Source organism: Candidatus Methylobacter favarea (assembly GCF_902806695.1).
Taxonomy (GTDB): Bacteria; Pseudomonadota; Gammaproteobacteria; order Methylococcales; family Methylomonadaceae; genus Methylobacter_B; species Methylobacter_B favarea.
Genome location: NZ_CADCXN010000080.1, coordinates 14,558 through 33,396 on the forward strand (window position 1 = coordinate 14,558; position 18,839 = coordinate 33,396).

Annotated in this window: 21 protein-coding genes, 1 tRNA gene and 1 pseudogene; 3 read left to right on the forward strand and 20 right to left on the reverse strand. The window is 47.7% G+C overall.

Annotated features, from left to right (window positions below; genetic code table 11):
- Window positions 1–8 precede the first annotated feature (8 nt).
- Window positions 9–209: a hypothetical protein gene (locus HUX64_RS12575; protein ID WP_174626575.1), complete on the forward strand. Its 201-nt coding sequence runs from the start codon at window positions 9–11 to the stop codon at window positions 207–209.
- Window positions 210–435: 226 nt separating this feature from the next.
- Window positions 436–588, forward strand: a complete 153-nt coding sequence (locus tag HUX64_RS12580; protein ID WP_174626576.1) for a hypothetical protein — start codon at window positions 436–438, stop codon at window positions 586–588.
- A gap of 436 nt (window positions 589–1,024) precedes the next feature.
- Here the strand turns inward: HUX64_RS12580 and HUX64_RS19280 are convergent, their stop codons facing one another.
- From HUX64_RS19280 to speE, 19 genes and pseudogenes are all read right to left on the reverse strand, one after another.
- A complete protein-coding gene (locus HUX64_RS19280; protein WP_217426527.1) occupies window positions 1,025–1,339 on the reverse strand; it encodes an HGGxSTG domain-containing protein in 315 nt (104 codons plus the stop codon).
- Window positions 1,340–2,392: 1,053 nt separating this feature from the next.
- The gene (locus HUX64_RS12590; RefSeq protein WP_174626577.1) at window positions 2,393–2,707 is read right to left on the reverse strand and encodes a hypothetical protein; all 315 of its coding nucleotides are present in this window, start codon (window positions 2,705–2,707) and stop codon (window positions 2,393–2,395) included.
- Window positions 2,704–2,835, reverse strand: coding sequence for a hypothetical protein (locus HUX64_RS20130; protein WP_281355333.1), 132 nt, complete (start codon window positions 2,833–2,835; stop codon window positions 2,704–2,706). Before HUX64_RS20130 ends, HUX64_RS12590 begins: the two co-directional genes overlap by 4 nt.
- A 10-nt stretch (window positions 2,836–2,845) precedes the next feature.
- Window positions 2,846–3,040: a hypothetical protein gene (locus HUX64_RS12595; protein ID WP_174626578.1), complete on the reverse strand. Its 195-nt coding sequence runs from the start codon at window positions 3,038–3,040 to the stop codon at window positions 2,846–2,848.
- On the reverse strand, window positions 3,037–4,278 hold the full coding sequence (locus HUX64_RS12600; protein ID WP_174626579.1) for a DUF927 domain-containing protein: 1,242 nt from the start codon (window positions 4,276–4,278) through the stop codon (window positions 3,037–3,039). The genes HUX64_RS12595 and HUX64_RS12600 overlap by 4 nt, the downstream gene beginning before the upstream one ends.
- Window positions 4,170–4,532, reverse strand: a complete 363-nt coding sequence (locus tag HUX64_RS12605; RefSeq protein WP_174626580.1) for a hypothetical protein — start codon at window positions 4,530–4,532, stop codon at window positions 4,170–4,172. The genes HUX64_RS12600 and HUX64_RS12605 overlap by 109 nt, the downstream gene beginning before the upstream one ends.
- A gap of 147 nt (window positions 4,533–4,679) precedes the next feature.
- Complete coding sequence (locus tag HUX64_RS12610; RefSeq protein ID WP_174626581.1) at window positions 4,680–5,108, reverse strand: CHC2 zinc finger domain-containing protein; 429 nt, start codon at window positions 5,106–5,108, stop codon at window positions 4,680–4,682.
- Window positions 5,068–5,265 carry a helix-turn-helix transcriptional regulator gene (locus HUX64_RS12615; protein ID WP_217426528.1) on the reverse strand — a complete coding sequence of 66 codons (198 nt, stop codon included), beginning with the start codon at window positions 5,263–5,265 and terminating at the stop codon, window positions 5,068–5,070. Before HUX64_RS12615 ends, HUX64_RS12610 begins: the two co-directional genes overlap by 41 nt.
- Window positions 5,266–5,858: 593 nt before the next feature.
- Window positions 5,859–6,911: a tyrosine-type recombinase/integrase gene (locus HUX64_RS12620; protein ID WP_174626583.1), complete on the reverse strand. Its 1,053-nt coding sequence runs from the start codon at window positions 6,909–6,911 to the stop codon at window positions 5,859–5,861.
- Window positions 6,912–6,966: 55 nt separating this feature from the next.
- Window positions 6,967–7,722, reverse strand: coding sequence for an IS21-like element helper ATPase IstB (istB, locus tag HUX64_RS12625; RefSeq protein ID WP_174626584.1), 756 nt, complete (start codon window positions 7,720–7,722; stop codon window positions 6,967–6,969).
- Window positions 7,723–7,806: 84 nt separating this feature from the next.
- Window positions 7,807–9,333 carry an IS21 family transposase gene (gene istA / locus HUX64_RS12630; RefSeq protein WP_174626585.1) on the reverse strand — a complete coding sequence of 509 codons (1,527 nt, stop codon included), beginning with the start codon at window positions 9,331–9,333 and terminating at the stop codon, window positions 7,807–7,809.
- Window positions 9,334–9,505: 172 nt separating this feature from the next.
- Window positions 9,506–9,724, reverse strand: a complete 219-nt coding sequence (locus HUX64_RS12635) for an Arm DNA-binding domain-containing protein (protein WP_174626586.1) — start codon at window positions 9,722–9,724, stop codon at window positions 9,506–9,508.
- A 164-nt stretch (window positions 9,725–9,888) separates the two neighbouring features.
- Window positions 9,889–9,965, reverse strand: a tRNA-Arg gene (locus HUX64_RS12640).
- Between the two features lie 32 nt (window positions 9,966–9,997).
- On the reverse strand, window positions 9,998–12,001 hold the full coding sequence (gene rep / locus HUX64_RS12645; RefSeq protein WP_174626587.1) for a DNA helicase Rep: 2,004 nt from the start codon (window positions 11,999–12,001) through the stop codon (window positions 9,998–10,000).
- A gap of 130 nt (window positions 12,002–12,131) precedes the next feature.
- Window positions 12,132–12,425: pseudogene (locus HUX64_RS12650) on the reverse strand (type II toxin-antitoxin system VapC family toxin); the annotation flags it as partial.
- Between the two features lie 107 nt (window positions 12,426–12,532).
- Complete coding sequence (locus HUX64_RS12655) at window positions 12,533–12,772, reverse strand: hypothetical protein (RefSeq protein ID WP_174626589.1); 240 nt, start codon at window positions 12,770–12,772, stop codon at window positions 12,533–12,535.
- Window positions 12,773–12,856: 84 nt separating this feature from the next.
- A complete protein-coding gene (locus HUX64_RS12660) occupies window positions 12,857–14,365 on the reverse strand; it encodes a YifB family Mg chelatase-like AAA ATPase (RefSeq protein ID WP_174626590.1) in 1,509 nt (502 codons plus the stop codon).
- 68 nt (window positions 14,366–14,433) lie between these two features.
- Window positions 14,434–14,694, reverse strand: a complete 261-nt coding sequence (locus tag HUX64_RS12665) for an accessory factor UbiK family protein (RefSeq protein WP_174626591.1) — start codon at window positions 14,692–14,694, stop codon at window positions 14,434–14,436.
- 122 nt (window positions 14,695–14,816) lie between these two features.
- Entirely contained in the window at window positions 14,817–15,668 is an 852-nt protein-coding gene (speE, locus tag HUX64_RS12670) for a polyamine aminopropyltransferase (RefSeq protein ID WP_174626592.1), read from the reverse strand.
- Window positions 15,669–16,373: 705 nt separating this feature from the next.
- Here speE and HUX64_RS12675 point away from each other — a divergent pair.
- Window positions 16,374–16,598, forward strand: a complete 225-nt coding sequence (locus HUX64_RS12675) for a hypothetical protein (protein ID WP_174626593.1) — start codon at window positions 16,374–16,376, stop codon at window positions 16,596–16,598.
- An 896-nt stretch (window positions 16,599–17,494) separates the two neighbouring features.
- On the opposite strand, the gene amoB is transcribed toward HUX64_RS12675, so the two are convergent.
- The gene (amoB, locus tag HUX64_RS12680; protein WP_174626594.1) at window positions 17,495–18,739 is read right to left on the reverse strand and encodes a bacterial ammonia monooxygenase, subunit AmoB; all 1,245 of its coding nucleotides are present in this window, start codon (window positions 18,737–18,739) and stop codon (window positions 17,495–17,497) included.
- Window positions 18,740–18,839 lie beyond the last annotated feature (100 nt).

The window sequence follows — 18,839 nt, forward strand, 5'->3', positions numbered from 1 at the left end:
AAGCACGTGTGGACAATATGCTAGATGTACGGGGCTTATTTTCAGCCTTAGTCAATGCTGATTTTATCGTCACGGGGGCACATTTTAACGGTGATGAACAAGGCAAAATAACGCGTAAACAAAGCTTAAAACTTAATGTACTGGCGTTGCTGGCGGAGTGCTGGAGAATTTTGCGGCAGTGGCGTGAGAGGAGCCACATAATCATCTGAAAGCCGCTATATTAAAGGATTGTTGAATTTCATTTTTCAAATATAGCCCACATAAATCCCCCATTGATACGCTGTTGCTCTGCCTTATGCGTATTTGGCTAATGCTTTTTATCGGGCTATAGCTTATCTAATTCAGTGATAGTAAACGCCACTCATGCCGATAAATATCATAACCAAGCCCTCAGCCGTGACTATAGTTTTTCTTTTCACTAAAAGAATAACTGCCATGACGAACAGCGACAGAAAAGACTTATACCGTTTCCTTGAACAGTCCGGGTGCGGAATTTATCAAAACTCTCAGCACTCCGCCGACTACGATAGTCATCACGTGTTTTTTGCAAGGCTGCTTCGTAAACATCTGCAAAAGCAGAAAGACTAGGTGAACAAGTAAGAAATTATATGCGTCAATACCCCCCTGCCTATGACAAAAAGTTTTGCTCACAAAAGTTTTGCTCAAAAACGCCATAAATAGCATATTTGCCAGGCTCAAAAGCGAACTCAGAGTTCTTATTTGATACCGGCTTGCCTATTAGTATCAATGGCTTAAGGTTGGTTGGGTGACTTCCAAAGGTTCTACAATTGTGGAACTTTTAGGCGTTTTATTCTGTTTTGAATTACCGGTTTTTGCAGGTTGTATGACTTCGCTTAAGCCAAGGTGCTGCGTCTGGAGGCACGGCAGCGCAACCTTTTACAGCCTTTTTTTTATTTCAAATGTGAGGTTTTCTTAGGTTGTATGACTTCGCTTAAACCGAGGTTGCGCCTGTACCCCCGGCTTGGCAACTTTTTACGGCTTTTTTTATTTCAAATGTTAACTTTTAACAACCTGTATGACTTCGCTTTTTCTTGGGGCAGCGGCCATTCATTGCGGAGCGTTTCTTTCCTGCTTCCGTTTTAGGCCCCGTGCTGCACCCGCCGTGCCATTTACAGCGGCCATTGTCATAAACCCCTTTCTGTTTGCACGGCGTCCCGGCCTGAGTTTTTACGCCGCATACTAGGTCAGCCAGATCGTTAGGCAGGGGATCGTGTTTTGGCGGTGGATAATCATCATCGCGTTCCCACCATTCGGCAAAGGCAGCCTGTGATCGCAGACGATGTTCTTTTAGCCGTTTTCGTTGTTCTGGGGTACTCATGACCTGGATATTTGCTTGATGGATGCTATCTCATGCCATTTTAGCGTACTCACTGGCTCGGCTGATTTCTATAATTTCCGTTTTAAAAATTCTTTGGGCAAAAACCATGCATGGCAGGCTTTCGGACTTTATCAGGGCTTCGGGCTTATTTGGGGCCTTAATTGGCTAATTTTGCATATGAGAAAAAAGACTTGGGGCGCGCAAAGGCCATTCAGTTCTGTAGGGTTCTGACCCGCCCCTGCCGCTGTGGGCTTTTAGTATTAAAAATTTTACCGGTAAGAATAAACCTGGAGGCGGACAAAGGTAGCCATTAACAGCCAGGTTTTGACCCCCCTATTGGCTGTCCATCACTAATGCCTTCAGACCTTCGCTAAAGACCTCGCAATTGTGCAGCGCCTCGCCCAAGCCAAGCGAACCGTTTTGCGTCAAGATCGTATGAAGCATTAACGCCAGGATACCAACGAAGTCGTCAGTTGTTGCGCCTGGCCCCAGCTCACGCGCCAGGGCATACGGCAGCCGTAAAAAGCGGCCTTGGTGGTTTCAATTTCGGTTCGGGTTTTCATAATGTTATCTCAATCATGCATAGTCATTTAATTGAAGTAATCTGTGCGGCTTGGTTAATAATGCCTATATCACTTATTATGCCGCTCTGTACGCCTTGGTAGGCGTGGCTTATCGTGAATTGGTATGAAATTACGCTAGGCATTTGATTGTTTCTTTTTTGTTGCGAATGTTAAGTTTTCTGAAGTTTTCGGCTGATTGATTTTGCGCGTTGAAAGTCCCGACTATACAGCAGTATGGCCGGGCATGTGGTTACTTTTGCTCCTTTGCCATTTCCTTTTGACGCCATGCCGATTATTCATTTACCGAAATGAAGGTACTGCAAAACCGCCTTCGCAGACTGGACTCGGCTTCCTGCAAGGTGGTGTTAGGCATGATGATGATTAACTCATGACCGGGCTTCTCGGTGTTCTGATATGTATAAGCACGAATGTTGGCTTGCAGCTCAGCGGCTTCCTGCTCGGCTGCTTCCTTTGCCCTTGTCAGGAAGTATTACCGCGCGGCAGGATCCTCATGGCATTGCGTTGTGGTTTCATTGATGATTGTTTGATCGGTTTCCTCGATACTGGCAAGCCAAGCCAGGATTTCCTTTTCATCTGCCAGGCTGAGTCTGTTGGCTGCAAGCTCATTTTTTATTTTGTTTGCAGTATTTCGCGGGCTACCGGTGCTACTCGTGCTACCGTCAGCAATGACGCGGCCTGTAGCGGTAGCACCTTGTTTTTTTGACGTGCTACCGGTGCTACCAATTGGCGTTGAAGTTGTTATTTCAGGTGGCTGGTATCGCTGAAACAATTCAATTAGGCTCATTGGCGCGACTCAACCGGCGTAATTTCATACAGCCGGATATTGCTGCCCTGTATTTTATGCTGACGTTGGTTTTTGCCCGCTTCAGTGTCGCGGCTCAACCAGCCCGCCTTGATCAAGGCTTCGATCACGCGCTTTTGATCATAGCCGACGGTGGCGTCCTTCAGGCCAGCCGGTTATCCCGTATTCCGTCGCCAGCTCGCCCGCCACAGCGACCAGGGCAAACGCCCGCGCCACCCATAGCTCTTGCGGTTGCAGCCCGTCAGTAACAAATGCTTTCTGAGACTCTTCTAGCAAAGCGCCGAAGTCTTGCGGATCAGCAACCAGTCTTTTCAAAAAAGCAATGCCCGCCACGCCGTAAAAGTCAGTTGCGTTTTTCTGTAAGGTATCAGAAAACAGCCGCCCGTCCGCCATGCCATGCAGATCGTCAAACGCGCCATAGCGCCCGAATACGGGGATCTGCAACAAGCGTACGGACTGCCCGGCTTTAAAACCGGCAAGCCTTTCTCTTGAAAATGACTCTCTAAGGTTTTTTCGCCATTTGACAATAAAACAATGCGCCACTTGTGGACATGCCGCGCCGTCCCCCGCACGTTAGCCCGCTGCTTACCTGTGCCATTGCCCAAGGCATAAATAACCTGGTTGACTTCACGCGCGTCAGAGTCGCCCATTTCGTCTAACGCCAGTAGGTTGTCGTTATATAAAACAGCTGCGGCTTCCAGGCCGTTGCTGGTAGCCCGCCAGGACTTGCGAAAACCTTCCCCGCCCCAGATCGACCCGGCTATTTTATGCCCGGTGCTTTTGCCTTGAAAGCTATCGCCCCAGATATGAAAACCGGCATAGTCGATATGGCATTTATACAGTAATGGCCCGGCAAAGCCGACACTGGCCTGAAACAGAAGCATTGCGTTACCCGTGCAATACCGGCTGATATGCTGCTGCCAGTCCTTCAGGCTGCCGCGCTGTGCATATTCAGCGGTGACGGCATGATCGGTTTGGAAAAAAATATCGTCGCGCCTGCCGATGACCTGATCAGGCAAAACAAATACATTGCCATGCCAGCCCACTTTTAACGCACACTCAAGGCGCTTTTTAGGCCGCTGCGACTGCAAGTAATTCGGCAAATGCCCGCGCTTATGGTGATCGATCTTTAAGCCTTGCCCTAGCAATTCAGCCCGCAATTCTTCACAGCCTCCGGCCAGCATATCCAGCGGCATAAGCCATTTTGCCCAGCGCCTGCGCTGGTTGATAAAGCGTAACAACAGACCGAAGTTTTTATCGCTACTGTCGCAACTGCCCGCGTCAATATAAAGCGGATCGCAGATATACTCGTCAAAGAGCATTTCTTCGCCTTTACTATTCACTTTCAGGCCGTGATAGTAAACGCCCCGGCGCTTTTTATCTTCACTACCTTGAAACGCTACAAACGACTCATAAACGCCATAGCAAGGCCGCTGCGGTATTTCTATAACTTCAAGTTTTGCCCCGGACTCTTTGCCGCCGGTAGCACTGGTAGCACCTTCATTTTTATTGGTGCTACCGCTACAGACCCCGCCAGCATTGGCGGTAGCCACGGTAGCCTCGGTAGCACCGTGAATATCAGAAGCTGGCTGTTTTTCATTTTTTGCGCTTTTCTTCTTTTCGCGCGGTTTGCCGCCTGCGCAAAGATATAGCCAAGCGCTTCTTCAGCTTGGCCAGAGCTAACCTGAGCGTCGCTCTCGGTTGTTTTGTAAGTTGATACTTTCGGTTTTTTGGCTTTTTTGGCGCGAATCTCTTTTAATGTAGCGTCGCGGATGGCATCCAGCTTACTAAAGTTTGGGTGTCTCATATTCCGCACTCCACTGCCAGGTTGCTAATGATATCTTCGGCCTGCTCAATGCGGCTCAAGTCGTCCGGGCTGAGAATGTCGCCATTAACTAGTTGACGAACCGCTGCCGATAGAATGAGGGACTCAAATACGGCCAGATCGAAGAGTTCACATTTTGAGAATTTGGGGCATTAACTTTCTGCCGACTGTAGCCCTCTGCGGCGTTTCAGGCATCAGATCAGCCAGCGTTAGCCCAACTGAAGCAACAATGTCGGCAACGCTGCACCCCGCGAAGCAGTGTAGTAAAACCTTGTCGGTATCGGCCAGCTTAATCGCTAGCGAGGGGCTTTTGTCGTTGTGAGCTGGACAACATGAGAGCCACTTGTTGGCGCCCGTCTTGTGGACTTTCTCCAGGCGTGACAGTAGGGTATCTATTTTGACATTTGGCAATTTCCTCGCCGGGGGTGCAATCCATTTATCTGGTGTTATAATACGCACGGTTTTCTGATATTTTGAATTGCAATCCCCGGTCATGATAGTGATAACCGGGCTTTTTTTATTTACGTTCAGCGGCTTTGGCGTCGATCCGGTCGTCAAGCTCATATTCCAAAAAGCCGACGCTCTTCTCTGAGAATCGAATGGGCTTGGGGTATTTATCGGCTTTTACCAGGGCGTAGAGGGTGTTGCGTCCGATTCCCATTTTTTTACATGTTGCGGGGATGCGTAATACGTTTTTATTTCTTGATGATTGCATAATCCAAAATTCTTAAAAATTATGCACATTGGGCGGGTTTTATTGCGGCGGAGAAATCTAGCAACTGTGCAATGTTGTTCAAAATAATACGATAGCGTATACATTTTGTTTGCATTACTGAGTTATATGCTAGGTTAATCTAACAGGATCCTTTAGTACTGGAGCCTGTTGCAATAAAAAACCACCGTAGTGCGGAGGTCATGGTGCAATTAAACCGCGTCCTAAGCGCGGGAAATGTTGGTGTTGTAAATTGTTGAAAATGGCCTGCCATGATGGGTGTCGTGGCGGGCTTTTTTATGCTTATCGCAAAATTCAATAGCACTCAAAGCTTGGCACACGGACAGCTATGTATAAAGACGTATCGCTCAAATTACGCAAATAAATAGTCTCTACAATGCGTTTGCGTACTGAATTTATTCTGTATCCTACTATGGGTTACCAATAAACGCGGCTCAAATCGCATCTATTTCAGCCTTGGCTTTTGCGATCAATGACTTGGCGATCTTATCCACAAGGGATAGTGGCCTGTACGCATTGACTGACCAGTATCTTGTGTTTCATGTTTGTTGACAATGTATTTCACAATTTCGGCATCAGTTGTTTTTCTTGAACGTGACGATCACGCCGCCAGCCTTGAGAGCGTCCAGATAATCCGCCCAGGCTTGCATCATCCGATGACGCTCAACTAAATGGGCCGTGCGGTTGTAGTCCCTGCCATTGGGGTCTTTCACGGTATGGGCCAGTTGGTGCTCGATAAAATCAACACGGAAGCCTAATATTTCATCCAAAATCGTTCTTGCCATAGCCCTAAAGCCATGCGCCGTCATAACGTCCTTACCATAGCCCAGGCGTTTCAAGGCCCCATTCAGAGTATTCTCACTCATGCACCTGTCGCCGCTGTGCGTACGCTCTGACTGGAAAACAAACTTGCCGCGCCCGGTCAAGGGCTGCAGCTCGGCAAGGATGTCAGCCGCTTGTTTTGATAAAGGCACAATATGATCCAGCCTCATTTTCATCTTCCCGCCAGGAATACGCCATTCTCTGGGATCCAAATCAATATGCTGCCACTCTGCCGAGCGCAGTTCGCCAGGGCGCACAAACACCAGGGGCGCAAGTTTCAGGGCGCAAACGGCTGGAAATGAGCCTTCATAGCCATCTATCGCGCGAAGCAGCCCGGCAACCTGTTTCGGCTCGGTGAGGGCGGCGAAATGCTCTTTATTCGCTGTACCTAATGCGCCCTTCAAGTCCTGAGTAATATCACGGTCACACCGCCCAGTGGCCACAGCATAGCGCCACACCTGGCCGCAAGCCTGTAAGGATTTATGCGCTGAGTAAGCCGTTCCGCGATCTTCAACGCGCCGCAAGCACGTCAAAATATCTCTTGGCATAATGTCCGCTATGGGCCGTTGCCCCAGCCAGGGCAAAACATAACCTAGCAAGCGCGTGGGCCTGTCGCTTTTGTCATTGCATTTTTTATCCAGCCATTCCTTAGCAATCGCATCAAAAGTGTTTTCAATGCTGCCGGCCTTTTGAATCTTGCGGAGTATGCTGGGATCTCGCCCTTCGGCAATCTGGTTTCTTGCCGTGTCCCGTTGATCTCTGGCCGCTTTCAGTCCGGTTTTGCATATTCTGATTAATTTGAACACTGATTCTGGCCGAACTTGAACACCTAAAACCTAACGCATCGGTGGAAGTGAATTTTTACTCCAAGTGTTCAACTTGGGTCAAGGAATTCATTTTTTTTCGCATCGATTCGCCTTTCAAATTAATCCGGTGGGCGTTGTGCATCAGCCGATCTAAAATGGCGTCGGCTAAGGTATTGTCACCAATAGCTTGATACCATTGTTCTGTTGGTAACTGACTGATAATGACAGTTGCCGATTGCTCATAGCGATCATCCATAATTTCCATCAAGTCATTTCGGGTGGCGGCATTTAAAGGTTCCAGGCCCCAGTCATCAATGATCAGTAAATCCAGACTGGCGATGGCTTTTAGCAATTTACTGTAGCTGCCATCCGCCTTGGCTTGTGTCAATGCGAGGATAAGACGCGGAAGGCGGTAATATCGGGTGCTGTAACCTTTCAGACAGGCTTGATGACCGAGTGCGCAAGCAATAAAGGTTTTGCCCGTGCCGCAAGGGCCGGTCAGCAACAGGTTCTGGGCTTTTTTTAGCCAATCACACATCAGCAGCGACGCCATTTGTGACGGCTGTAAGCCTCTGGCGGGCTGATAATCAAGGTCTTTGGCATGCGCCTTGAGTTTAAATTTAGCAGTTCCTATCAAGCGTTCCTGTTTACGCTGATTGCGCTCCTGATCTTCGTGATCGACTAATAATTGCAGACGTTCGGCAAAGGCTAAACCTTCATAAGTGCCAGGCTGTTCCAGTTGGGTTTGCAGCGCCGAGGTCATGCCGCTTAGTTTTAGTTGCCGTAGTTGGCTGAGAGTATGTTCAATCATGTTAAAGTCCTGTATTTAAAATTGAGCATTCAGTGCCTTCAAAATCAAGGTGATGCAGACCCTGTTTGCTCAACTCTTTAGGGGTTAGTGGAAACTCTTGGCGCCACGAATGTTTTCATGGTCCTGAGGCAATAACGAAAACTGCACTGGCGAAGCTGTTGGCAGCTTATCCCGGTTGCTTTGCAAAATGGCTTTCACGTTTTTCAACTTGAACAGGGCTTCCTTGTTGGCAATTGCACAGGCTTGATTCAAGCGGTCAGCTGGATAGGTTCGGTTGAGATTCAATAAGCCCAGACAGATGCGGTACGCTTGTTCAGGATGCGCTTTACGCTGTAATTGGGCCTTCACCCACTTGAGTACTTCAGGCCCTATCGATTGTGCCCAGTTCATTAAGCGTCCGGGCGTCCATTGCTGATGCAGGGCATGCTGTTCCGGCATGTGCCCTGGCTCTGTAGTCATGCCGGGATAGAACTTGCGGACATGAGTGGCGATACGCTTGTTAAGAAAGTAGACCTCAATCAGTTTATCGCCGGCATGCAGCTCAACCTGTTCGCCCACGCAGTGGTGCGGCACCGAGTAGAGGTGCTGGTCGTAGATAAGGTGATAATCGATATTCACACGGGCGGTTTTGATGTCCGTGTATTGATAAGCATGCTTGGGTAACGGTGACAAGGCCGGTTGATCGAGTTTTTCAAACCACTGCTGACGGTTGCCTGGCATTTGCTTGAAAGGCTTCTGATTCAGTTCGGTCAATAAGGCGCGGATACACTGATTCAGCTCCGCCAAAGAAAAGAAAGCGTGATGGCGCAGTTTGGCCATAATCCAGCGCTCAACGAGTTGGACACCGGCCTCAGCCTTGGCTTTATCCTTGGGTTTATAAGGTCTGGCAGGCATCACGGCAACGGCATAATGAGCTGCCAACTGCTGATAACCGGGATTGAGTTCGGGTTCGTAGCGACAGGCTTTATTCACCCCGCTTTTTAAATTATCCGGAACCAGCATCACGGGTGTACCGCCGAAAAATTCAAAGGCCCGCACGTGACTGCCTAACCAATCCGGCAGACTCTGACTCCAGGTCGCCTCGGCAAAAGTGTAATTGGAGGCGCCTAACACCGCCACAAAGATTTGCGCCGTGCGTATGTCACCGGTTGCGGCACAGATTACTGACATTGTGGGTCCGGCGTAATCGATAAACAACTTTTCACCGGCACGATGGGTCTGCCGCATGGAGCGTTTTTGCTTCTTCAGCCAGTCGGCATAACGGGCGCAGAACTGTGAGTAGCTATAGCAACGATTCGGATAGTGCCGGGTATATTCCTCCCAGAGCAACTGTTTGGTCAGGCCTTTTTTCTTCAGCTCCAGATGAACGTCTGTCCATACCGGTTCCTGGAATTTGGCTGAAGGCAGGACATCCGAACGAGGATAAAACTTCAGGGCTAAAGTCTGATCATTCCAATCCTCCGGTAGCGGCCAGGATATATTCAGCTGTTCGGCCCGTTTTAAGATGTTTTGAATGCTGCCGACGCTGATTTTCCGGATACTTAATCCGGCGCTGTAGCTGAGTCTGAGTACTTCTCTTAATTTTCGCATTGCTGTTCTCTTCGCTGACATATCTTTCCCACAAAAAGCGGCAAGGATAGTCTGGTTTGATAAACAATGCGTTAGATGGGATTCTGGTAACTTGAACAGTCATTCCGGCAACTTGAACACCGATTCTGGAAAATCCAGAAAAGTGTTCAGCTTGAAACCAGAATCAGTGTTCAAGTTAAATCAGAATAGGTGTTCAGATTGGTTCAGAATGGGTGTTCAGGTTGCGCCAGAATATGCAGGTTTCAGGATAGACGCCCAAGGCCAGGGTTTTCTCTTTACCCCCAAACCGGTATTTAAACCTAAAGTATTTTGAGCCGTTGGGATTAATCAGAAGAAACAGGCCTTTGCCAACGGACTTTTTATACGGTTTGTCTTTCGGCTTGGCATTCTTGATGGCGATATCTGAGAGCATTTTGGGGTATCTCCTTTCGGTTAATGGCATATACCCCTGAAATATACCCCTGTAATAGGCGGATGTCAATGTACCCTATCGCACTATGCCGGACAATAAAAAACCCGCTAAGCCTTGTAACTTACGGGTTTGTGGACGTAGTTGAATCTGTTTGAATCGACTGGTGGCGCGCCCGAGAGGATTCGAACCTCTGACCTCAGCCTCCGGAGGGCTGCGCTCTATCCAGCTGAGCTACGGGCGCGTGGCGCGTATTTTAACCGATCAGCCCGGCAATTACGATAACATTGTTCTCAAACTCGCCAGGCTTGCTTTGCCTCGCTCTTTTTTAACTTCCGGGTCCAGCTGTTTTTTGTTGACCCATTCCAGGTCATCGGCAGGCAATTCGTTTAAAAACCGGCTGGGTTCGCATTCGGAGACTTCGCCGTAGCGTTTGCGGTGCGTGCAATAGCTGAATGTGCAGGTGCGCTGGGCGCGGGTGATGCCGACATAGGCGAGGCGGCGTTCTTCTTCTATGTTGCCGGTTTCTATGCTGTTTTGATGCGGCAGGAGGTTTTCTTCCATGCCGATCAGGAATACATGCGGAAATTCCAGGCCTTTTGCCGCGTGCAAGGTCATCAGGCTGACCTGATCGCTGGCTTCTTCCTGCCGGCTTCTTTCCAGGACATCCATGAGCATGATTTTGGCGACAATTTCAGCCAGGGGTTTTTCTCCGTTCGTGTCCTTGGCGGCAATGCGTTTAAGCCAGTCGATCAGCTCGACTACATTCTTCATTTTGCGCTCGGCTGATTCCCTGGTTTTGCTGTTTTCCCTTAACCACTGTTGATAATCGATTTGATCGATGACCTGTTCGATAACGCCAAAGGTATCGCCGCGCTCAATACGGTCTGCCGTATCAACTATCCAGTTGCTGAATTTCCTGAGACGCTGTATTGATTTTTCCGAGAGCTTTTGGCTCAGCCCCAACTCGGTGCTGGCGGCAAACAGGCTGATATGCCGTTCGTTGGCATACGCGCCGAGCTTTTCCAGAGTGCGCGGGCCGATTTCCCGCTTCGGGGTGTTGATAATGCGTAAAAATGCCGCATCATCGTCCTGATTAACAAATAATCGCAGATAACCCAGAATATCCTTGATTTCCGAATAGGCGAAAAACGACGTGCTGCCGCTGATAAAATAAGGAATATTGTTTTCGCGAAGGCCTTTTTCGAACAACCGGGACTGGTGGTTGCCGCGGTATAAAATCGCATAATCCTGATAGTTGCTGCCGGTTTTGAATTTATGATGAATGATTTCGGATACGATTTGCTGGGCTTCAATCAGATCATCCTTGTGGCTTAAAACCCGTAGCGCATCGCCGTAGCCCAGCTCGCTCCACAGCCGTTTTTCAAAGGCATGGGGATTGTTGGCGATGAGCCGATTGGCGGCCTTGAGGATGCGGCCGGTGGAGCGGTAATTCTGCTCCAGCTTGATGACTTGCAGGCGGGGGTAGTCTTTTTGCAGTTGCGCCAGATTTTCCGGCTGCGCGCCGCGCCAGGCATAAATAGACTGATCATCATCGCCAACTACGGTAAACCGGCCCAGACTTCCGGCAATTAATCTGATCAGCTGGTATTGGGTGATATTGGTGTCCTGGTATTCATCCACCAGCAAATAGCGGATTTTGTTCTGCCATTTTTCCAGAATCGGGGGATGTTGTTGAAACAGCAGCACCGGCAACAGAATCAGATCGTCAAAATCAACAGCGTTATAGGCTTTCAGGCTGCGGGTATAGTCCGCGTAAAGATGCGCCGCCGGATATTGCTCGGCTGCTGCCAGGGCCAAGGATTGTTCCGGCGTAACAAAGGCATTTTTCCATTGCCCGATTTGCCGGGCATAGCCGTCAAGATTATCGATATCGCAATCCTTGGTGCCGTGGCTGATCAGGTTGCGCAGCAGCGTATGTTTGTCCTGCTCGTCAAACAGCGTAAGACCGGACTTATAGCTCAGTGTTTTATATTCCGCCCGCAGTATATCCAGCCCCAACGCATGAAAAGTCGATATCCGCAACCCGCGGCTTTGCCGGTCGTCCAGCAGTCTTGAGACGCGGCTTTTCATTTCCCGGGCGGCTTTATTGGTAAACGTTACGGCGGCAATATTGCGCGCCGGCACGCCCTGTTTTACCAGGTAGGCAATTTTTTCGGTAATAACCCGCGTTTTGCCGCTGCCGGCTCCGGCCAGCACCAATAGCGGATGATCAATCATCTTCACGGCGGCTTGTTGTTGGGGATTTAATTGGGACATTAATAGGTTATTAAATTGATAAGCTTATGGAGATGTTAAGCCGGTTTCTTGTTGTCCCGGAGTCCTCGCTACGAGTGAGCGGAAGTACACAGACTTGCAGGAGCTCCGGACTTATTGCGGTTGCCCTGCTTTAAGCTGCGCCAATTTGTTCGGCAGAAAGTAATTCTAAACCTTCAATTCTTGCAAAATGCCGGGTATTAGCAGATACCAGTTTTAAGCTGTGCTGTAATGCAGTCGCGCCGATCAATAAATCTTCGGCCTCTATTAACAGCCCTTTTTGCTTCAAGTCCTGGTAGATCTTGGCGGCTTGCCGGGCACAAGCCGCATCGAAAGACAAGATATTCATATTTGCAAACATCATCTTCCAATATTGATCTTCGTCCTGATTATCTCCCCGCAATAGCTCATAGACGGTAATGCTGGAAACAGCAAAACGGTAAGATTGCTAGGTAAGCTGATATAGAACCGTTTTATTTTTGTCAGCTTTCCTGGCTCGCTTATGGGCAATCAGCACATTCGTATCCAGGCAAATCATTTCCATTTTTTAAAATGTTGTCGTTTTTCTTCTATTGCCTGATATTCATCATCTGACATTTCCGGATTATCAAGCAAAAATTGCTCAAAGTCAGAAGCATTCTGATATCCGGGTAAAGGCGGCTCTTCGTCAGCGGGTAAAATAATTAACTCTACCCGTTTTGCAATAAAGTCTTTAGGCAGATCAATCCGGATACTGCCGTTTATTACGTCGGTATATTGTTTGATGGCTTGCATAGTTTTATTCTCCGTTTACGCGCTAGTGCAGTTTATTGCATTTGATATCTCAGGTGTATTGAATAAAACATACCCTGTCTGAAATTACGTTTTCCTGTCCAGTTTACGGTAACCAATCGCTTCGCTTAAATGGGATATTTCAATGGATTCCGATTGCGCCAGATCAGCGATTGTCCGCGCCAGCTTTAAAATCCGGTGATAGGCTCGATGCGACAGGCCGAATTTGTCCATGGCCTGCTCTAACAGCCGGTGGCCTTGCTCGGACAGCAAACAGAGTTGTTTAACTTCCTTGGCGGTTAACGCTGAGTTGGCTTTGCCGCTGCGCGATACGGCGATGCTTCTTGAGGCCACCACGCGAGCCCTGATTTTCTCGCTGCTTTCTTCGCCGTTGGGCGAGCCTTTGCGCAATACTTCATGAGATACTCTGGGCACGTCCAGATGCATGTCAATGCGGTCCAGCAATGGCCCGGACACTCTGGCCCGATAACGCATGACTTGTTCCGAGGTGCAATGGCAGCGGCCCGATGCATCGCCCAGATAGCCGCAAGGGCAAGGGTTCATGGCCGCGATCAGTTGAAACCGGGCCGGAAAATCAGCCTGCCGGTTGGCGCGTGAAATGGTGATATGACCGGTCTCCAGCGGCTCGCGCAATACTTCCAGCACTTTCCGGTCAAATTCCGGCAGTTCATCGAGAAATAAAGCGCCGTTATGCGCCAGCGATATTTCACCGGGTCGCGGGTTGCTGCCGCCGCCGACCAGGGCCGCTGCCGAGGCCGTGTGATGCGGGGCTCGATAGGGCGGCTTCAGCCAGTTGGCCACATCCAGTCCCTGATCGCTGATCGATGCGATGGCGGCCGTTTCCTGGGCCTGTTGCTCCGATAACAGCGGCAATATGGTCGGCAGACGCGCAGCTATCATGGATTTACCGGTGCCGGGCGGACCAAGCATCAATAAATTATGCGCCCCGGCTGCGGCAATTTCGAAAGCTCTTTTAACATGATATTGCCCGTGCACGTCGGCAAAATCTATATCGGCTGTTTGGCTGCTTTGTTCGGCTTGCTGAAACTCGGTCTGGATCAGCTTCTGCCCGCCAAGATGGGCGCACACTTCCAGTAAGTGCGCGGCGGGAATAATTTCAATTCCTTTAACTAATGCCGCTTCAGCGGTATTCTCTCTGGGCAGAATAAGTTTTCTCCGGTTATTCCTGGCCTGTATGGCGATGGGCAAAACGCCAATGACAGGGCGTAATTCTCCGCCTAGTGAAAGCTCGCCAATACACTCATAGTGATCAAGATTAGCCGTAGGAATCTGCCCCGATGCAGCCAGAATCCCCAAGGCAATAGCCAAGTCAAAACGGCCGCCTTCCTTGGGCAAGTCAGCAGGCGCCAGATTGATGGTAATGCGTTGTGCCGGAAATTCGAAACGCGAATTTAACAGCGCGCCGCGTACCCGATCCTTGCTTTCTTTAACCGCAGTTTCAGGCAAGCCGACAATATTCATCGAAGGCAAGCCGTTAGCCACGTGAACTTCGACGGTCACTAAGGGAGCATCTACACCGGAGCGGCCGCGGCTATAAACAACAGCTAAAGCCATTGCATTTCGGGGTCGGCGTCTGGCAATATATTTAAGCGAATGTCATTGCCTCAACAATAAACCAGGCTTTACATTTCAGTTTTATTAAGCATCTGCCGCTCGATATCGCTAACGCGATTCTCAAGGTCTTCCAGTTTTGAACGGGTTTTGGCTAAAACCAGTTTTTGTACTTCAAATTCCTCGCGCGTCACCAAGTCCAGTTTGCCTAAGGCACTCTGCAAAATGGCATGGAAGTTTTTCTCAACTTCTTCTTTCAGGCTATTCAGACTTGGCGGAAGAGCACCGGCCAGGCGATTGGCAATATCATCAATAGATTTAGGATCAAACATGGCAATCTCACTTTATTAAACAGTTGTAAACTAGGTTAGTGTAGCGCAACCCATCAACCGTAGCTACGGGATTTTAGTGGGGCGACCTCCTGCCTCAGGCGATAATTTGCTAAAAATAATGCTTATTTTGAAGCAAACGCCTTTTTGAAAAACTCAGGCTGCGCCAAAGAAGCCTTATGGATATCAACATTATAATAAGCCGTATCAAACGATTTATTAGCCGAATCCTGCTCCCTGAAGTGGGTCAGGTCAACTTTACCGGCGATGGTGGTGCTCCACCAGCCGGAAGGATACAGGCATTGCGGGAAAAACAAGGTCTGCAAATGCCCAAAACTAGCCGCGCTCATGGCCTTGCGCATCTCGCTGATCAATTTCATATGATATAAAGGCGATTCGCTTTGTTGAACGACCATGCCGTTTTCCGACAGGCAGTTGTAACAATCCCGGTAAAACGCCTCGCTAAATAAGCCTTCAGCCGGACCGACTGGATCGGTGCTGTCAACGATAATAATATCGACCGAATTAGGTTTCGCCTCTTTAACCCATTTAATGCCGTCAATAAATTTTAGCGCGGCTCTGGGATCATGATTGGACTCGCATAATTCCGGGAAATAAATCTCGGACAAGCGTGTGACGCGCTCATCAATATCAATCTGCACGGCCTGTTCAACCGATGGATGCTTTAAGACTTCCTTTAAAGTGCCGCAATCGCCGCCGCCGATAATCCAGATTCTTTTCGGATCAGCATGCGTATACAAAACCGGATGACTCATCATCTCGTGGTAAAAAAAGTTATCACGGGTTGATAGCATCGTGCAGCCGTCAATTACCATCAAATTACCGAACCCCTCGGTTTCATAGATTTCGATAAACTGGTAATCCGACTGCTCCTCGTGCAGCTTTTGTTTAAATTTTAACGAAAAAGCTGATTCAGCCTCTGGGACTTTCTCGGTAAACCACTGCGTCGGATTCATTAGTGTGTTCCTGAAAATAAATGAATAAAAAATGAAACCATTATATTAGACTTCGGCGTTTGACGGCATAGAGGAAGAAATTATTTTTTTCGTCTCCACAGAAAAGTCCAGAGTAATGTAGCTACCTTATTTCGGACTCATTGCTCAAAATACTTGTAAACAAAGAGCGAGTCCCGATGAGTCATGAAAAACCAAAGGTCTACAACGGCTAATTCAGAGAGTCAGTGATTCCGCTCGCCAAGACTCAGGCAAGCCCCTTGTCCAACAGCCAATCAATGCTACCTATTTAAAAAGCCAGCCGCGAGCTTTGCCAGGGAACAGCGGTGAAGGTCGCATGGGTCAAGCACCACTTTATGAAAGTTATTCCAGACCTATACCAAACCTGAGACATCCCTGGCGGAAATTTAAAGCAACCCAGCCATTCCTTGCTGAATTAGCCTAGGAATAAGCCGCGCTCGAGCCTTATCCGACTTATCTTTTCCGGCAACAAGCCCGCGGTCGACGGTTGAATAAAGCAAAGTCTTTTATAAGCGCGAGCCGCGGCATTCGGTTAAAGGTTAAAAATTACCGTGGATTTTAAATTGCATAATACTGCTTAACCTTAAGATTGGCTGAGTCGGAGTTAGCGGGGCGACAAATGGATGGGCTGGTTTTTGAACAAAAAGCGTGTTTTTTATGCACTTGAAAACACCAGTATCAGCTGTTATGGCCGGGACCATAAAACTTAGGCCGCCTGGCTTGGCTGCGCTGAAGCCAGGCGGCCTCGGGCCACTGCCGCAACCGGGGCGATTAGGCCGATGCCGGGTTAATCTCAGCCTCTGCGCCTGGTGCACGGGTGGGGTTGCCAGCGGCGACTGGGACAAAACCCTTGGGGGTTTGCCTGCGCTTCAGGAAACCCGCCGTGTGCCGGTAATGGCGTATTGCCGATGACCGTCAAACACTCCCTTAATCCCTGTTATGTACAAAGCTCTTCTTGTAAATTGAACAGCTGTTCTACAAACTTGAGCACCATTTTTGAAATTAAAAAAAGGGTTCAGTGAAATAAGAACAGATCTTCAGGTTTAGACAAGATAAGCATGGCTATAAAAACATAGCTATGAGAAACGTATTCATCAATAGGTATGCAGAGTCAATAGCAACCGTGATGCCAAACAGATTGCCATATTGTATTAAAAATTGTTTTATTGCGCTAAAAATGCGGTAGTGAACATCTATCTCAAAAAAAACTGATCTGCATTTGCGTCGTGAAAGTAAAATTTCTACTGCTAAAGCGATTGACGTGCTGGATATTGATTTGCTCTCATTGAGGAAAAAGTTGGCATGCTAACACTGACTACGAGATTTAGAGAATTAACTCGACTTTTAATTAATTGCGAATTATGTAAAGTATGATTTATGCACTCTTCGCTCAAAGCCGAATATTACATTTTAACTAATTTAAATTTTAAGCTAACAACTCCTAATATTCATTAAGTTCTTTCAGTGACGATGCACTTTTTAAAAGTGTCTACAATTGGGTAATTTATAAGTATATTTAAAATAATTTTTCGCTGAACTTGAGCCAGATAACTTATTTCCCAGGAAGTTATAGTACTTTTTTAAATTTATGTCAGTAGTTAATAAGACATGAGATTGTCAATTCGTAATATTTTTCTGTCTAGGAAAAATGTCGAGTCATATTTCTGGGGTATCCGTTTCTAATATTGTTGAGGTAACTTAACAATTAAATCAGATTATGTTTAATAAAAAAAACCCCCATTACCGGATGGTAATGAGGGTTACAATTCCAATAACTGATACTAAAAGATATCAGTTGTGCACTTAATTTAGGTAAATGTTGGAATTAATGAAGAATCTACCATAACCATTTGACGATTGCCAGCTTCATCATAGAAGAACAACAAACCAGCAAAACGGCTGTCTGGATCATAAATCAAGTCAGCTAAACGGTAAACTTCCCATGCAGCATCAGATGCAGTTACTTGGATCGTTCTTGTTTGGCCTGGAGCAAGTGGGCTGTTATCACTAACAGTCAACCCTTCTTCAGCCAATAAGTCATCCGGATATCCAGTTGTATCTTCAGCAACCTTAGAATCCAGGAAACGAACACCGGCAGTATTGAACTCACCCAAACGAACAGCTGAATCACCATTATTAGTAACGGTCAGCGTCATTTGCATAGCACGACCTGGTACTCGATAAGTAGCATCATCAACTTTCACAGCAATTGTAGTAGCTGGCATTTCGATAGGCTTCATACCGCGCAACAAACCAGCTTGCAGAGGTGTTGTTACAGGATACCGCTGATTAGTTGTGCTCATTGACATTGCAACGATCGCGATAGCACCTACTCCGAAAGCTAATGCCACTTTCTTGTCTGTAGGAGTAATCAACGAATCAGCTTTACCTGATTCTACAGCGATTAAACGTGGAATGAACATTGGTTTACGAGCCCAATATGCTAACCAAGCCAGACCAAGCGCATACCAGAAAGCATGCCAGAAGTAAACATTGCTAAGATTATATGTTTCCAAGTCAATGGTTTCACCGGTCAATGTGGTAATCGGGTTTGTAAATGAACTCATTGAGCCAGTTACAGTTACCCATTTTCCGGGACCGATGATTGGACCACCACCTTTAACATTCATCATCGTGTGAACATGCCAGTCACCGGGACGACGTGCTTTTAGCAATACTTTGAACTCATAAGTTTCACCCAGTTCCAGCGATACTGAACGAGGAACCAACTGACCACCGATCCAGGAGCCTGCACGAATAAATACAGGGCCAGGAATGCCGATATTCAGGAATGATATATCTGGCTTATCAACGGTTTCTGGCCATCCAGCGAAAACGTGGAATTTACCTGAAATGGTCATAGTATCATTAACAGCTAATACTTCTTTTGACCAGTTTAAGTCAAACCAGTGAATCGTCCGCATACGCATGAAAGCGGCTTGAGACTTTTCGCCATGAGCAGATGCCGTTGGTGTGTAAACCATCGCTGCTGTAACAGCCATCAGCAGTGCGACAAAGGATAATTTAGTAACCTTGTCTTTTAATATTTTCATATATCCTCCTCTATAATAGAGAATCTATAGTTTTTTGAGTATCGAGCGGTGACTTTATACTTTAGTTAGCCACCACCAGTCTTTTTATTTTTGTAAAACC

Excerpts from the sequence above, each read along its gene's own strand:
- HUX64_RS12665 (WP_174626591.1), bottom strand. The coding sequence starts at position 14,694 with ATGTTTGATCCTAAATCTATTGATGATATTGCCAATCGCCTGGCCGGT.
- speE (WP_174626592.1), bottom strand. The coding sequence starts at position 15,668 with ATGAATCCGACGCAGTGGTTTACCGAGAAAGTCCCAGAGGCTGAATCA.
- rep (WP_174626587.1), bottom strand. The coding sequence starts at position 12,001 with ATGTCCCAATTAAATCCCCAACAACAAGCCGCCGTGAAGATGATTGAT.
- HUX64_RS12580 (WP_174626576.1), top strand. The coding sequence starts at position 436 with ATGACGAACAGCGACAGAAAAGACTTATACCGTTTCCTTGAACAGTCC.
- istA (WP_174626585.1), bottom strand. The coding sequence starts at position 9,333 with ATGTCAGCGAAGAGAACAGCAATGCGAAAATTAAGAGAAGTACTCAGA.
- HUX64_RS12635 (WP_174626586.1), bottom strand. The coding sequence starts at position 9,724 with ATGCTCTCAGATATCGCCATCAAGAATGCCAAGCCGAAAGACAAACCG.
- HUX64_RS12615 (WP_217426528.1), bottom strand. The coding sequence starts at position 5,265 with ATGCAATCATCAAGAAATAAAAACGTATTACGCATCCCCGCAACATGT.
- istB (WP_174626584.1), bottom strand. The coding sequence starts at position 7,722 with ATGATTGAACATACTCTCAGCCAACTACGGCAACTAAAACTAAGCGGC.
- amoB (WP_174626594.1), bottom strand. The coding sequence starts at position 18,739 with ATGAAAATATTAAAAGACAAGGTTACTAAATTATCCTTTGTCGCACTG.
- HUX64_RS12590 (WP_174626577.1), bottom strand. The coding sequence starts at position 2,707 with ATGAGCCTAATTGAATTGTTTCAGCGATACCAGCCACCTGAAATAACA.
- HUX64_RS12675 (WP_174626593.1), top strand. The coding sequence starts at position 16,374 with ATGGCCGGGACCATAAAACTTAGGCCGCCTGGCTTGGCTGCGCTGAAG.
- HUX64_RS12655 (WP_174626589.1), bottom strand. The coding sequence starts at position 12,772 with ATGCAAGCCATCAAACAATATACCGACGTAATAAACGGCAGTATCCGG.
- HUX64_RS12660 (WP_174626590.1), bottom strand. The coding sequence starts at position 14,365 with ATGGCTTTAGCTGTTGTTTATAGCCGCGGCCGCTCCGGTGTAGATGCT.
- HUX64_RS19280 (WP_217426527.1), bottom strand. The coding sequence starts at position 1,339 with ATGAGTACCCCAGAACAACGAAAACGGCTAAAAGAACATCGTCTGCGA.
- HUX64_RS12605 (WP_174626580.1), bottom strand. The coding sequence starts at position 4,532 with ATGAGACACCCAAACTTTAGTAAGCTGGATGCCATCCGCGACGCTACA.